The organism is Pseudomonas sp. SDO52101_S400, from assembly GCF_054071635.1.
Genome location: NZ_JBSVWF010000093.1, coordinates 1 through 14,927 on the forward strand (window position 1 = coordinate 1; position 14,927 = coordinate 14,927).

At 60.8% G+C, this 14,927-nt stretch carries 12 protein-coding genes; 6 read left to right on the forward strand and 6 right to left on the reverse strand.

The genetic code is table 11. The features are described 5' to 3' along the window. Positions 1 to 57: 57 nt before the first annotated feature. On the reverse strand, positions 58 to 372 hold the full coding sequence (locus ACW9HX_RS27730; RefSeq protein ID WP_457383031.1) for a 3-phosphoglycerate kinase: 315 nt from the start codon (positions 370 to 372) through the stop codon (positions 58 to 60). 49 nt (positions 373 to 421) lie between these two features. On the opposite strand from ACW9HX_RS27730, the gene ACW9HX_RS27735 reads away from it, so the two are divergent. From ACW9HX_RS27735 to aqpZ, 5 genes are all read left to right on the forward strand, one after another. Further along, on the forward strand, positions 422 to 1,345 hold the full coding sequence (locus tag ACW9HX_RS27735; RefSeq protein WP_007956543.1) for a LysR family transcriptional regulator: 924 nt from the start codon (positions 422 to 424) through the stop codon (positions 1,343 to 1,345). A gap of 14 nt (positions 1,346 to 1,359) precedes the next feature. Then, positions 1,360 to 2,163, forward strand: a complete 804-nt coding sequence (locus ACW9HX_RS27740; RefSeq protein WP_457383032.1) for an alpha/beta fold hydrolase — start codon at positions 1,360 to 1,362, stop codon at positions 2,161 to 2,163. A gap of 3 nt (positions 2,164 to 2,166) precedes the next feature. Next, entirely contained in the window at positions 2,167 to 2,730 is a 564-nt protein-coding gene (locus ACW9HX_RS27745; protein WP_134825820.1) for a peptidylprolyl isomerase, read from the forward strand. Between the two features lie 88 nt (positions 2,731 to 2,818). Next, a complete protein-coding gene (locus tag ACW9HX_RS27750; RefSeq protein ID WP_457383033.1) occupies positions 2,819 to 4,651 on the forward strand; it encodes an ABC transporter ATP-binding protein in 1,833 nt (610 codons plus the stop codon). A 187-nt stretch (positions 4,652 to 4,838) separates the two neighbouring features. Next, positions 4,839 to 5,534 (forward strand): aquaporin Z, encoded by a 696-nt coding sequence (gene aqpZ / locus ACW9HX_RS27755; protein ID WP_457383034.1) that lies wholly within the window; start codon positions 4,839 to 4,841, stop codon positions 5,532 to 5,534. Positions 5,535 to 5,549: 15 nt separating this feature from the next. Here the strand turns inward: aqpZ and ACW9HX_RS27760 are convergent, their stop codons facing one another. Then, positions 5,550 to 6,674, reverse strand: coding sequence for a GNAT family N-acetyltransferase (locus tag ACW9HX_RS27760; protein ID WP_457383035.1), 1,125 nt, complete (start codon positions 6,672 to 6,674; stop codon positions 5,550 to 5,552). 280 nt (positions 6,675 to 6,954) lie between these two features. Here ACW9HX_RS27760 and ACW9HX_RS27765 point away from each other — a divergent pair, with 280 nt between their 5' ends. Then, complete coding sequence (locus ACW9HX_RS27765) at positions 6,955 to 8,286, forward strand: putative porin (protein ID WP_457383036.1); 1,332 nt, start codon at positions 6,955 to 6,957, stop codon at positions 8,284 to 8,286. A 135-nt stretch (positions 8,287 to 8,421) separates the two neighbouring features. Here the strand turns inward: ACW9HX_RS27765 and ACW9HX_RS27770 are convergent, their stop codons facing one another. From ACW9HX_RS27770 to hrpA, 4 genes are all read right to left on the reverse strand, one after another. After that, a complete protein-coding gene (locus tag ACW9HX_RS27770) occupies positions 8,422 to 8,658 on the reverse strand; it encodes an anti-sigma factor family protein (protein ID WP_457383037.1) in 237 nt (78 codons plus the stop codon). Then, on the reverse strand, positions 8,652 to 9,263 hold the full coding sequence (locus tag ACW9HX_RS27775; RefSeq protein WP_457383038.1) for an RNA polymerase sigma factor: 612 nt from the start codon (positions 9,261 to 9,263) through the stop codon (positions 8,652 to 8,654). The genes ACW9HX_RS27770 and ACW9HX_RS27775 overlap by 7 nt, the downstream gene beginning before the upstream one ends. A gap of 148 nt (positions 9,264 to 9,411) precedes the next feature. Next, the gene (locus ACW9HX_RS27780) at positions 9,412 to 10,533 is read right to left on the reverse strand and encodes a beta-ketoacyl-ACP synthase III (RefSeq protein ID WP_085730044.1); all 1,122 of its coding nucleotides are present in this window, start codon (positions 10,531 to 10,533) and stop codon (positions 9,412 to 9,414) included. Positions 10,534 to 10,862: 329 nt separating this feature from the next. After that, positions 10,863 to 14,774, reverse strand: coding sequence for an ATP-dependent RNA helicase HrpA (hrpA, locus tag ACW9HX_RS27785; RefSeq protein WP_457383039.1), 3,912 nt, complete (start codon positions 14,772 to 14,774; stop codon positions 10,863 to 10,865). Positions 14,775 to 14,927 lie beyond the last annotated feature (153 nt).

Consider the following 14,927-nt stretch of genomic DNA (forward strand, 5'->3'; position numbering starts at 1 on the left):
ACTGTGTCGACTGACACTACGCCTTCGCGAGCAGGCTCGCTCCCACAGGGATTGGTGTTATTTCGGGTTGCAGCTCAACTCGACGCGCAGCTTGATGATCTCGCGGGAGAACTTGGCGGTGGCATTTGTATGTTTGCCTGCCGGGACTTCGATATTACGGGTGCGCGGCGCCTCCGGGCCATTGCTGAACACGACTTTGCACACGGCGTCGACCTCGCCGTAGTTGGCGACCCGGATGGAGCCGATGTCTTTATCGGTGTCGTAGGACTCGTAGTCGATCTTCAAGCCATTGAGATTCTTCTGCACATCGATCGGATACGCAAACGCGGTCAGCGGCAGCAGCGCCAGCACCACACAACAGAATTTTTTCATTCGGCAGTCTCCATGAGGGACAGCCAGCTTAGGACAAGAGGAGCTATTGATGAAAGCGCCCCGCGTGACCCTTGATCAATGGCGAACGTTGCAGGCGGTGGTCGACCACGGCGGATTCGCCCAGGCCGCCGAAGCGTTGCACCGTTCGCAATCGTCGGTGAGCTACACCGTCGCCCGCATGCAGGACCAGCTCGGTGTGCCGTTGCTGCGCATCGACGGCCGCAAGGCAGTGCTGACCGAAGCCGGCGGCGTGCTGCTGCGGCGTTCGCGACAACTGGTGAAACAGGCCAGCCAACTGGAAGACCTCGCCCATCACATGGAGCAAGGCTGGGAAGCTGAAGTGCGGCTGGTGGTCGACGCCGCCTACCCGAGCGCCCGCCTCGTTCGCGCACTGACCGCGTTCATGCCGCAGAGCCGTGGCTGCCGCGTGCGTCTGCGTGAAGAAGTGCTGTCGGGTGTCGAGGAAGTGTTGCTCGAAGGCGTGGCTGACCTCGCGATCACTGGCCTGAGCATTCCCGGTTACCTCGGCGCGGAGTTGAGCGACGTGGAATTCGTCGCCGTCGCCCACCCCGAACACGCGCTGCACCGGCTGAACCGCGAGCTGAATTTCCAGGACCTGGAAACCCAGATGCAAGTGGTGATCCGCGACTCCGGCCGCCAGCAACCCCGGGACGTCGGCTGGCTCGGTGCCGAACAGCGCTGGACCGTCGGCAGCCTCGCCACTGCTGCCAATTTCGTTTCCAGTGGCCTGGGCTTTGCCTGGCTGCCACGGCACATGATCGAACGGGAATTGAAGGAAGGCCTGCTCAAGCTGCTACCGTTGGATCAGGGCGGCAGCCGCAATCCGAGTTTCTATCTGTATTCGAACAAGGACAAACCGCTGGGCCCGGCCTCGCAGATCCTCGTCGAACTGCTGCGTACCTTTGATACCTTGCCGCTGGACGCACCGTTCGCCGCCCCCGAACAAGCCTGACACGGAGTTCACCGATGGCGTATTTCGAGCATGAAGGCTGCAACCTGCACTACGAGGAATATGGCCACGGCGATCCGTTGCTGCTGGTTCACGGACTGGGTTCCAGCACGCTGGACTGGGAAATGCAGATTCCGGCACTGGCCGCGCAATACCGGGTGATTGTCCCGGACGTGCGTGGCCATGGTCGCTCCGACAAGCCCCGCGAGCGCTACAGCATTGCCGGGTTCAGTGCCGACATCGTCGCCCTGATCGAACACCTGAAACTCGGCCCGGTGCATTACGCCGGCCTGTCCATGGGCGGCATGATCGGCTTCCAGTTCGCCGTCGATCAGCCGCAGATGCTCAAGAGCCTGACCATCGTCAACAGCGCACCCGAGGTCAAGGTGCGTAGCCGCGACGATTACTGGCAGTGGTTCAAGCGCTGGAGCCTGATGCGACTGCTCAGCCTGGCCACCATCGGCAAAGCCCTTGGCGCCAAACTGTTCCCCAAACCGGAGCAGGCGAATTTGCGACAGAAGATGGCCGAGCGCTGGGCAAAAAACGACAAACGTGCTTATCTCGCCAGCTTCGATGCGATTGTTGGCTGGGGGGTCCAGGAACGACTTTCGAGGATCTCCTGTCCAACCCTCGTCGTCAGCGCCGACCGGGACTACACCCCCGTCGCGCTGAAAGAAACCTATGTCAGACTGCTGCCCGATGCGCGGCTGGTGGTGATCGCCGATTCGCGCCACGCCACCCCGCTCGATCAACCCGAACGCTTCAATCAAACGCTGCTGGAGTTTCTCGCCACAGCCGATATTCACCCTCAGGATCACTGAACCATGCTGAAAAAACTCGCCCTCGCCGCCGGCACCGTGCTGTTCGCCGCCAACCTGATGGCTGCCACGCCGGCCAAGGCGCCACACGTCGAACTGGTGACCACCAACGGCACCATCGAAATCGAACTGGACCCGGTCAAGGCGCCGATCAGTACCAAGAACTTCCTCGAGTACGTCGACAGCGGTTTCTACACCAACACCATTTTCCACCGCGTGATCCCGGGCTTCATGGCCCAGGGCGGCGGCTTCACCCAGCAGATGCAGCAGAAAGAAACCAAGGCACCGATCAAGAACGAGGCCAGCAACGGCCTGCATAACGTTCGTGGCACCCTGTCGATGGCCCGTACTTCCGATCCGAACTCGGCCACCAGCCAGTTCTTCATCAACGTTGCCGACAACGCATTCCTCGATCCGGGCCGCGACGCCGGTTACGCGGTGTTCGCCAAAGTGGTCAAAGGCATGGACGTGGTCGACATCATCGTCAACTCCCAGACCACCACCAAACAAGGCATGCAGAACGTGCCTGTCGACCCTGTGATCATCAAGTCGGCCAAGCGTATCGACTAAGCTTTACAGGGCATATCGAGCGGCGATGGTTTAGTGCCTCGCCGCTCACACTGATAAAAGGAGAGCCCGTGCTCCGGGCGGTTATCTGATGCTCTATCGCCGTTTCGAACAACTGATCGACATATTCCGCGATGCCCCGACGGCATCCCCGCCGGACCGTGTTCTGCCCTTCTACACCTATTACCTGAAGCAGGTCTGGCCAAGTTTCGCCGCCCTGCTGATCGTCGGCCTGTTCGGTGCACTGATCGAAGTGGCGCTGTTCAGTTACCTGAGCCGTATCATCGACCTCGCTCAGGGCACGCCCAACGTCGACTTCTTCAAGGTGCACGGCGCCGAACTGGCGTGGATGGCGGTGGTGGCATTGCTGTTGCGCCCTCTGTTCCTCGCGCTGCACGACATGCTGGTGCACCAGACCCTGAGCCCAAGCATGACCAGCATGATTCGCTGGCAAAACCACAGCTACGTGCTCAAGCAGAGCCTGAATTTTTTCCAGAACGACTTCGCCGGGCGCATCGCCCAGCGCATCATGCAGACCGGCAACTCGCTGCGTGATTCCGCGGTGCAGGCGGTGGATGCGTTGTGGCATGTGCTGATCTACGCGATCAGTTCCCTGGTGCTGTTCGCCGAGGCCGACTGGCGTCTGATGATCCCGCTGTTGACGTGGATCGCCGCCTACATCGGCGCCCTCTATTACTTCGTGCCACGGGTCAAGGACCGCTCCGTCGCCGCTTCCGACGCGCGCTCGAAACTGATGGGGCGCATCGTCGACGGCTACACCAACATCGCCACCCTGAAACTGTTCGCCCACACCAATTTCGAACAGCACTACGCCCGCGAAGCGATTCAGGAGCAGACCGAAAAAGCCCAGCTGGCCGGCCGCGTGGTCACCAGCATGGACGTGGCCATCACCACCATGAACGGTCTGCTGATCGTCGGCACTACAGGGCTGGCACTTTGGCTCTGGACACAATCTCTGATCAGCGTCGGCGCCATCGCTCTGGCGACCGGCCTGGTGATTCGCATCGTCAACATGTCCGGCTGGATCATGTGGGTGGTCACCGGGATATTCGAAAACATCGGCATGGTGCAGGACGGTCTGCAGACCATCTCGCAACCGGTCAGCGTGACCGATCAGGAACAGGCCAAGCCGCTGGCCGTCGCCCGGGGCGAAGTGCGTTTCGAGCACGTGGATTTTCACTACGGCAAGAAGAAAGGCATCATCGGCGACCTCAACCTGACCATCAAACCGGGGGAAAAAATCGGTCTGATCGGCCCGTCCGGCGCCGGCAAATCGACCCTGGTCAACCTGCTGCTGCGCCTGTACGACGTGGAGGGCGGGCGGATCCTGATCGATGGCCAGAACATCGCCGAAGTCGGCCAGGAAAGCCTGCGCGCGCGGATCGGCATGATCACCCAGGACACCTCGCTGCTGCACCGTTCGATCCGCGACAACTTGCTGTACGGCAAGCCTGACGCCACCGACGCCGAACTCTGGGAAGCGGTGCGCAAGGCCCGTGCCGATGAGTTCATTCCGCTGCTGTCGGATGCCGAAGGACGTACCGGATTTGACGCGCATGTCGGCGAGCGCGGGGTGAAACTGTCCGGCGGCCAACGCCAGCGAATCGCGATTGCCCGGGTGCTGCTCAAGGACGCGCCGATCCTGATCATGGACGAAGCCACGTCGGCACTGGACTCTGAGGTCGAAGCGGCGATCCAGGAAAGCCTGGAAACCCTGATGCAGGGCAAGACCGTGATCGCCATTGCCCACCGCCTCTCGACCATTGCCCGTATGGATCGGCTGGTGGTACTGGAAAACGGCAAGATCGCCGAAAGCGGCAACCATGCCGAACTGCTGGCCCATGGCGGGTTGTATGCGCGGCTGTGGGCGCACCAGACCGGAGGGTTTGTCGGCATCGATTGATCTTTCGCGAAACACAAAAACCGCCAGAACCCGCCAAGCACGGGCTCTGGCGGTTTTTTATCGCCTGCTGGAAAACCGCTTAAACCCTGCTGTAATCAGCGAAGGTTCTGGAGATGAACCTGTCGTAATTCTGCAAGGAAGCACAACTCGATGCAGTCTCGATAGCGCGTCTATCAAGGACACTCTCATGTCTCTGTTCAAACGTTCAGTCACGGAGTTGCTGGGTACGTTCTGGTTGGTGTTGGGCGGGTGTGGCAGCGCGGTGATCGCCGCGTCTTCACCCTTGGGAATCGGCGTGCTGGGGGTCGCCCTGGCGTTTGGTCTGACGGTGCTGACCATGGCGTTTGCCATCGGCCACATCAGCGGATGTCACCTCAACCCGGCCGTATCGGTCGGTCTGGTCGTCGGTGGTCGATTCCCGGCCAAAGAGCTGCCCGCCTACATCATTGCCCAAGTGCTCGGCGGGATTCTGGCAGCGGCGCTGCTGTATCACATCGCCAGCGGCAAGGAGGGTTTCGACATCGCCGCCGGCCTTGCTTCCAACGGCTATGGCGAGCACTCGCCGGGCAAATATTCGATGGCCGCCGGATTCGTCACCGAACTGGTGATGACAGCCATGTTTGTGGTGATCATCCTCGGCGCCACCGACAAGCGGGCCCCGGCGGGACTGGCACCGATTGCCATCGGCCTGGGCCTGACGCTGATCCACCTGATCTCGATTCCGGTGACCAACACCTCGGTCAACCCGGCCCGCAGCACGGGCCCGGCGCTCATGGTCGGTGGCTGGGCGATCGCGCAGTTGTGGATGTTCTGGGTCGCGCCGCTGTTGGGCGCAGTGGTCGGTGGCGTGCTCTATCGCTGGCTGGGTAAGGAAGACAGCTGAGAGTACCGGCGAGGATCAGGCTTGCCGATACGGCAAGGCGCTCCTCGCCTCCTCGGCATAAGCCAGTACACCGGCGCGCTCCTGCTGGAGGAAATCCTTCACGGCGGCTTTCAGGCCGGGATGGCGCAGGTAATGCCAGGAATGGGTGATTACCGGTTCAAAGCCGCGAATCAACTTGTGTTCGCCCTGGGCGCCGGCGTCGAAACGCTGGAAACCCTGGGCAATCGCGTAGTCCATGCCCTGATAGAAACAGGTTTCAAAGTGCAGCCGATCGAACTCGGCCAGACAACCCCAGTAACGACCGTAGAAGCTGTCACCGCCCACCAGACTGAACGCCATCGCCACCGGCCTTGAACCTTGCCTGGCCAGCACGACACGAATCGATTCCGGCATGCGCTCGGCCAACAGGCTGAAAAACTCCCGGGTCAGATATGGAGCCTGACGGCGCACCGCATAAGTGTTGGCGTAGCAGGCGTAGACAAAATCCCACTGCGCTTCGTCCAGCTCTCGCCCTTCCAACCATTCAAATTCGAAACCCTGCCCCGCCACTTGCTCGCGTTCCTTGCGCATTTGTTTGCGTTTGCGCGAACTGAGCACGTCGAGAAAGTCCTGGAAGTCGCGATAGCCGCGATTCTGCCAGTGATATTGACAGCCGATGCGTTGCAGCCAGCCCGGTTGCTCGGCCATGGCAGCGTCGGTGAATGCATCGGTGAAGTTGATGTGGGCGCTGGAGAGCTCTTCGATTTGCAGATACCCCGGCAGGCTCTTGAGCAGTTCGAATCCGTCCTCGACGTTCGCCGCCAGCAGCCGCGGACCGCTGACCGGGCTGAAGGGCACGGCGCCCAGGAACTTGGGGTAGTAATCGATGCCGGCACGGGCGCAGGCATCGGCCCAGCCGTGATCGAAGACGTATTCGCCGTAGGAATGCCACTTGCGATAACCGGGCAATGCCGCGATCAGACGACCGTCTTCGACATGCAGCAAATGCTCCGGCTGCCAGCCGGTGTGCGGGCCGACACTGCCGCTGTCTTCCAGCGCGCCGAGGAAGGCATGGCGCAGAAACGGCTGGTTGTCCGGCACCAGTGCATCCCAGAGCGCCGGTTCGATTTCCGACAGTTTTTGCAGGCGCTGCAACGGCATTTTCCTCTCCACATCCGGGCCTGAAAGCCTCGCGAGTATCGCCGATCGCCGTGATCTTGCCCACGTCCGATTGCGCGACAGCGCTCTAAATCAATAGTTCAAGGAAGTTTTGTATCGTCATCAACCTGCCATCACCGTGCCACTGCTCTGTCATAAACCATCGCGATACTGGCGCCTGTTTTTAGAGCGCCGGGTTCTACCCGGACACAGTTTTCCGACGTTCAAATCGTCGGTTGTGCCCAGGATGGTTCAGCCATCCCTCTCATCTTCGGAGATTGCTATGCGTCTTGCTTCCACGAAAACTGCGGCAGCCCTGTGCGGTGGCCTGTTGCTGGCCATGAGTGTTCCGGCCAGTGCCGCAGTCGACGCCAAACTGCTCGAAATGCTCAAGGCTAACGGTTCCATCACCCAGGCGCAGTACGTAGAACTGCAAACCGAACTGGCCCAGGATCAGAAGGCCCAGCAAATCGCGCAGCAGGCCCAGCAAGAGACCAACGAGCAGATCGCGGCAACCGCGAAGAAAACCAACGAGCTGAGCAGCTTCGACCAGAAACTGGCCTGGGCTGCCAAGACCCAGTTCAAGGGCGACGTGCGTTTCCGTCAGGAGACCGTCAAGAACGATGGCGTACCGAACGCCAAGGACCAGGATCGTCAACGCATTCGTGCCCGTCTGGGTGCCTACACCGAAATCAACCCGCAGGTTGATACCGGTATCCGTATCGCCACCGGCAGCAGCGACGACGCCCGCTCCACCAACCAGGACCTGAACAACTACTTCGACAAGAAGCAGATCTGGCTCGACCAGGGTTACGTCGACTACCACCCTGACGCCATCAAGAACCTGCACCTGATCGCCGGTAAAATGAACCAGCCTTGGGTGAGCATGGGCGACATCATCTGGGACAGCGACATCAACCCGGAAGGTCTGGCCGTCACCTACAAGTACCCGCTGAACGGCAGCGCCGAACTGTTCGGTAGCGCCGGTCACTACACCCTGAAAGACAACGTCGACGGTGAAGGCGTGCAGTTCAAGCACGACCTGCGTCTGTACGCCGGTCAGCTGGGCGGTCGCTTTGCACTGACCGACAGCCTGAAACTGACCCTGGGCGGCAGTATCTATTCCTACGACAACGACAAGGACAGCGCCTGCCCGACCACTGGCACCGTCACCGCGCCATGCGCCCTGGCCGTCAACGGCAACAGCCCGAACGAAACCTTCAAACTGTATGAAGGCTTTGGTCAGCTGGACATCGCCAACCTGCCAGTACCGCTGTCGATCTACGGTCAGTACGTCAACAACAACGACGCCAGCAACGACCAGGACACCGGCTGGTTGGCCGGCGTCAAGACCAAGGTCTATGGCTTCGGGATCGACTACAACTACCGCGACGTACAGCGTAACGCTGTGGTGGGTGCCTTCACCGACTCCGACTTCGCCAACGGTTACACCGGTTCGCGCGGCAGCAAGCTGAAAGTGAGCTACGAGCTGGACAAGAACTTCACTCTGGGCGCCACCTACTTCATGGCTAACTCGGACTACACCAACGCCAGCCTCAAGAAGACTGACTCCGACATCAACACCCTGCAACTGGATGCCGAAGCCAAGTTCTAACATCGCAGTGACAAGCTTCAGGCAACCAGTGAATGCCTCATTTGTAGCCTGAAGCTGATTTTCTCCTACAGCCCGGCACAACAGCAGCGATCCCCATCATCCGTTCGCCGCTGTTGTGCCGGGCTGTTTTTTGCCTCAGGGATTGTCTTTGCGACGCTCCGCCGCCAGCCGCTCTGCCAACGCATCCAGATCCCCTTCCGGTTTCTCCGGCATCACCCGCAATGTCGCCTGCATCAGACGCATCTGACGAATGAAACGCCGACAATTGGGGCAGAACATCAGGTGATGACGCACCATCAGTTTCTCGCGAAAGCTCAACTGGCCATCGAGATAATCGCTGGATCGTGCCACTTGCTCCTTGCAGGTCAACATTCGCCGGTCTCCTCAAAATGTTCCACGGTCGCGAAGACCTTCAAGCGTGCCCGATGCAGCAGCACACGGACATTGGAGAGCGAGATCTCCAGAAGATTACAGATCTCTTCCAGCTCCAGGCCCTGACGCTCGCGCAGCAACAGCACACTGCTTTGCAGTTCTGACAGGCTGAGCAGCGTGTGCTCCAGGCATTCGCGCAGCTCATTCTCTGTGAGCAGCGCTTCAGGGGTGTCCTGATGCCAGGCGAACGGTGCCACCAGCCAGTGACCGTCGCCGGGAGAAAAACGATCGTCGTCGATGGTGCCGTGGGGCGACGGCAAATCATCCATCAGCACTTCGCGACGGTTCTGTTTGTAACGACCTTTGGCCGAGTTGGCGGTGATGGTCAGCAGCCAGGTCTTGAGACTGGAGCGCCCCTCGAAGCTGCCGATATGGCGCACCACCGACAGCCAGGCGTCCTGCACCACTTCTTCAACGTGGCGCTGGCCGACAATCGCATAGGCCACCGCGCGCATGGCGCTCTGGTAGGTGCTGACCAGTTCCTTGAAAGCCTTTTGCTCGCCGGCCAGCAAACGTGCGAGCAGTTGGGTGTCGTCAGCCGCCATCCCTCAATCCCCTTGTCCTGACTCGAAAATGATAACGGCAGGATGGCGCTCAACGCACCATCCTGCCGTTATCTTCGAAAATTACAGCGTTACCGCTGATCAGACTGTAGGAAAGATCAGCGCGATTAAGAGGAAATTAACCTTAATTTCAACGCTTGCGCAGAATCACACTACCAATCGAGTAACCGGCACCGAACGAACTCAGCACCGCCAGCGAACCCGCCGCCAGATCATCCTGATACTTGTGGAAAGCGATCACGGAACCGGCGGAGCTGGTGTTGGCGTAGGTGTCGAGAATCACCGGAGCTTCTTCTTCGGTGGCTTCGCGCCCCAGCAGCTTGCGCACGATCAGGTGGTTCATGCTCAGGTTGGCCTGGTGCAGCCAGAAGCGTTTCACGTCACCGACGTTGAGCTTGTTCTCCTCCAGATGTTCGCCGATCAGCTCAGCCACCATCGGGCACACGTCCTTGAACACCTTGCGGCCTTCCTGCACGAACAGTTTGTCGCGGGCACCGATGCCCTCTTCCGCTGCGCGGTTGAGGAAGCCGAAGTTGTTGCGGATGTTGTTGGAGAACTTGGTCAGCAGTTTGGTGCTGACTACGTCGAACTGGTGCTTCGACGTTGCCGTATCGGCACGCTCGATGACGACGGCGGTAGCGGCGTCACCGAAGATGAAGTGGCTGTCGCGGTCGCGGAAGTTCAGGTGACCGGTGCAGACTTCCGGGTTGACCATCAGGATCGCCCGGGCCTGGCCCAGTTGCACGGTGTTGGCGGCTTGCTGGATGCCGAAGGTCGCCGACGAGCAGGCAACGTTCATGTCGAAACCGAAACCCTGGATGCCCAGCGCTTCCTGGACTTCGATGGCGATGGCCGGGTAGGCGCGTTGCAGGTTGGAGCAGGCAACGATCACACCGTCAATGTCGGCGGCAGTCTTGCCGGCACGCTGCAAGGCTTGCTCGGCGGCACCGATGGCCATCTGGCAGAGCACCGACCATTCGTCGTTGGAGCGCTCTGGCAGACGTGGTGCCATGCGCGCAGGGTCGAGGATGCCGTCCTTGTCCATGACGAAGCGGCTCTTGATGCCCGAGGCTTTTTCGATAAACGCGGCGCTGGATTCGGTCAGGGCCTGGACTTCACCGCTGGCGATGGCGTCAGCATTGTCGGCGTTGAATTGCGCGACGTAGGTATTGAAAGACTGCACCAGCTCTTCGTTGGAGATGCTGTTGGCCGGGGTGTACAGGCCGGTGCCGCTGATGACGACGTTATGCATGGTCGTTTCTCTAATCTGTTCAGGCAGAAAGTGCTGGCACCGACGTGCCAACACGCAAAGGGTCTTTTCCCATACAGGGAACGCAAAAACCTGGCATCGCTTTATTCCGCTGCGCGACCCGGCAAAGGCTCTGGGTCGCGAAACCGGCGTTTATGGTGGCGAAGTTTGCCATAAACCCGAGGTTTTGACCCCCTTCTCAAGATCAACACCTGCACCATGTGGGAGCGAGCCTGCTCGCGAAGGCGTCGTGTCAGCCAATACTGCCGGCGACGGACACACTCCTTTCGCGAGCAGGCTCGCTCCCACAAAGGATCGAAGCAATTTCTGAATCAGGGTTCGACCTGAGTCCATTGCTTATTGAGGCGCTTGTCGGAGATCGGCACTTTCGTCCCCAACTGCTGGGCGAACAGCGAAACCCGATACTCTTCCAGCCACCAGCGATACAGCTCGAGCTGCGGATCGCGCTTGCCTTCCTGAGCATGTTTGGCCGCGCGAGTCTGGTATTGCGTCCAGAGCCCGGCGAGTTCTCCGCTCCAGACCCGATCCTTCTGCACCTGCGCGCCCAGTTTTTCGAAACGTTGCTCGACGGCTTTCAGATAGCGCGGCAACTCCTTGAGCCACAGCATCGGTGTTTCCCGGACGAAGCCCGGATATACCAGATGGCTGAGCTGCTGCTTGATGTCGTTAAGCGCCACCGCCTGAGCCAGGTCGATCTTGCCCTTGAAGCGCTTTTGCAGACCGTGCCAGAGCTTGAGGATTTCCAGGGTCAGACGCGCCACACGCTCCGCATGCTCGGTCCAGCTGCCGCGCTTGCGCTCGGCCAGTGCGGCCAGACCTGCGCCATCACGAGGCAACGGGTCTTCGCCGTCGAGAATGCAGCTGTCGAGGCTGGCCAGCAGAATGTCTTCCACCAACGCATCGACCCGACCCAGTTCGCGGTACAACAGGCCCAGTTCGGTCAGGCCCGGCAACTTGCCGCGCAGGAACTTGGCCGGTTCCGCCAACTGCTGCATCAACAGTCGCTGCAAGGCGCGGCGATGCTGGAACTCGGCCTCGGCCGGCGTCGAGAAGCGACCTTCCTTGACCGTGCCGCCCTCTTCCACCAGCGCCGGGTAGACCGTCATCGACAACCCGGCGATCTTCTGCTGAGTCTTTTCCGCCACCGGCGCGAAGACCTTGGCCTCCACCGGTTGCTGACTTTTCGCGCTTTGCGGCACAGCCAATGCGGCCTGGCTGGCTTCAGCGAAACGTGCGGTCAGCTCGGCCAGATCCCGGCCTTCGCCGAGGAACTTGCCCTGGCCGTCGACGATTTCCAGATTCATCCGCAGATGGCTTTCGACCTGCTGCTCGGCTTCCGCCCAGGCTTCATCGCTGACCCGCGCACCGGTCATGCGCAGCAGTTCGCGGCCCAGCGCCTGCGGCAACGAACCATCGGCAAAGGTCATGCGTTGCAGCGCAGCCTTGATGAAGTCCGGCACCGGCACGAAGTTCTTGCGCAAGGCCTTGGGGAGGTTGCGCACCAGCGCAATGCACTTGGCCTCGATCAGCCCCGGCACCAGCCATTCCAGGCGCTCCGGCGGCAGCATCGGCAACAGCGGTGCCGGCACGCGCAGGGTCACGCCGTCACGCGGATGATTCGGCTCGAAGTGGTAACTCAGCGAAAGTTCCAGATCGCCGATGTGCAGCGTGTCCGGGTAATGCTGGGCGGTGACTTCGCTGGCCTCGCGGGCCAGCACGTCTTCCTCGCGCATGATCAGCAGTTGCGGATCTTTCTGGCTGTTGACCCGATACCAGCTGTCGAATGTCGCAGTCTGGTGAATCTCCGCCGGCAGTCGCGCATCGTAGAAGGCGAACAGGGTTTCCTCGTCGGCCAGAATATCCCGGCGACGAGCCTTGGCTTCCAGTTCGTCGAGTTGTTCCAGCAATTGCTTGTTGGCGGTCAGGCACTTGGCCCGGGACTGAATTTCGCCACGCACCAGGCCTTCGCGGATAAACAGCTCCCGCGAGACCACCGGATCCACCGGGCCGTAATGCACCGGTCGACGACCGACCACAATCAGGCCGAACAGGGTGATCTGTTCGAACGCGACGACCTGGCCACGCTTCTTCTCCCAGTGCGGTTCGAAGTGGTTCTTCTTGATCAGATGCCCGGCCAGCGGTTCGATCCAGTCGGCGTCGATCTTCGCCACCATCCGCGCATAGAGCTTGGTGGTTTCCACCAGTTCGGCGGTCATCACCCACTGCGGGCGCTTCTTGCCGATGCCCGATGACGGGTGAATCCAGAACCGCCGCTGACGGGCACCAAGGTAATCGCCGTCCTCGGTTTTCTGACCGATCTGACTGAGCAGGCCAACCAGCACCGCTTTGTGCAGTTTCGGATAGTCCGCCGGCTCTTTATTGAGGCTCAGCTGCAAGTCGCGGCAGATCAGGCTCAACTGGCGATGGGAATCACGCCACTCGCGCAAGCGCAGGTAGTTCAGGAAGTTCTTGCGGCACCAGTTGCGCAGCGGGCTGGCGGTCAGCGCCTGACGTTGCTCTTCAAAACCGCGCCACAGATTGACCAGCCCGGCGAAGTCCGAATCGACGTCCTTCCACTGAGCGTGAGCCTGATCGGCGGCTTGTTGACGCTCCGGCGGGCGCTCGCGCGGGTCCTGAATCGACATGGCACTGGCGACGATCAGCACTTCCTGCAGGCTGCCGAGCTTGGCGGCTTCGAGCAGCATACGCCCCATGCGCGGGTCCACCGGCAGGCGCGCCAACTGGCGACCGAGCGGGGTCAGCTGACTGTTGCGGTCCACCGCCGACAGCTCTTGCAGCAGGTTGAAACCGTCGCTGATCGCCTTGCCGTCCGGCGGTTCGATGAACGGGAAATCGGTGATCTCGCCGAGGCGCAGATGCAGCATCTGCAGGATCACCGCCGCAAGGTTGGTACGCAGAATCTCCGGATCGGTAAATTCCGGTCGACCGAGGAAATCCTCCTCGCTGTACAAGCGCACACAAATACCCGGCTCGACCCGGCCGCAGCGACCTTTACGCTGATTGGCGCTGGCCTGGGAAATCGCTTCGATCGGCAGCCGCTGCACCTTGGCGCGGTAGCTGTAGCGGCTGATGCGCGCGGTGCCGCTGTCGATCACGTAACGGATGCCCGGCACGGTCAGCGAGGTTTCGGCAACGTTGGTCGCCAGCACCACACGACGGCCCGGATGGGACTGGAAGATCCGCTGCTGCTCGGCCGGCGACAAACGCGCGTAAAGCGGCAGGATTTCGGTGTGCTTGAGCTGGGCTTTACGCAGCATGTCGGCGGCGTCGCGAATCTCGCGCTCGCCGGGCAGGAAAACCAGAACGTCGCCAGGGCTGCGACGTTCGCTACGTTCGTACGCGGCGATTTCATCGAGGGTGGCGAGGATCGCCTGATCGACGGTCAGGTCGTCCTCGACGCGGTTGCCCTCTTCGTCCTGCTCAAGCGTCAGCGGGCGATACCAGGTTTCAACCGGGAAGGTGCGGCCGGACACTTCGACAATCGGCGCATCGTCAAAATGCTTGGAAAACCGCTCCAGATCGATGGTCGCCGAAGTGATGATGACTTTCAGGTCCGGGCGACGCGGCAGCAGGGTTTTCAGGTAACCGAGCAGGAAGTCGATATTGAGGCTGCGTTCGTGGGCTTCGTCGACGATGATCGTGTCGTAGCGTTCGAGATAGCGGTCGTTCTGGGTTTCCGCCAGCAGGATGCCGTCGGTCATCAGTTTGATCAGGGTGTTGGAATCGCTCTGGTCTTCGAAGCGCACTTGATAACCGACCAGCGCGCCCAGCGGCGTACCGAGCTCTTCGGCGACCCGGCTGGCCACGCTGCGTGCTGCGATTCGGCGAGGCTGGGTATGGCCGATCAGGCCATGCTGGCCGCGACCGATCTCCAGACAGATCTTCGGAAGCTGGGTGGTTTTGCCCGAACCGGTTTCGCCGGCGATGATCAGCACCTGGTGCTTTTCCAGGGCTTTCTTGATTTCGTCACGCTTGGCCGCAATCGGCAGGCTGTCGTCGTAACGGATCACCGGCAGGCTGGCCTTGCGCGCCAATACCTGATCGCAGGACGCCTGCATGCGCGCCACCCATTGGGCCAGCTTGGCCTCATCGGGTTTCTTGCGCAGCTCAAGCAACTGCCGCCGCAGCCGGTGGCGGTCGGCGAGCATGGCGTGATCGAGGTTTTTCAGCAGTTTGTCGATGGAGGGCGATTCGTCGGTCATCGGGTACGCAATTCGGTCGTCTAGTGGCGCAAGGACGCGATTGTCGCAGATTTGCGGGATTTGTGGCGTGTCTGGGGGGATTGCTGCCCTCACCCTAGCCCTCTCCCGGTGTATGTACCGGAGACATGGTGGACACATGTTCGGAGACATGGT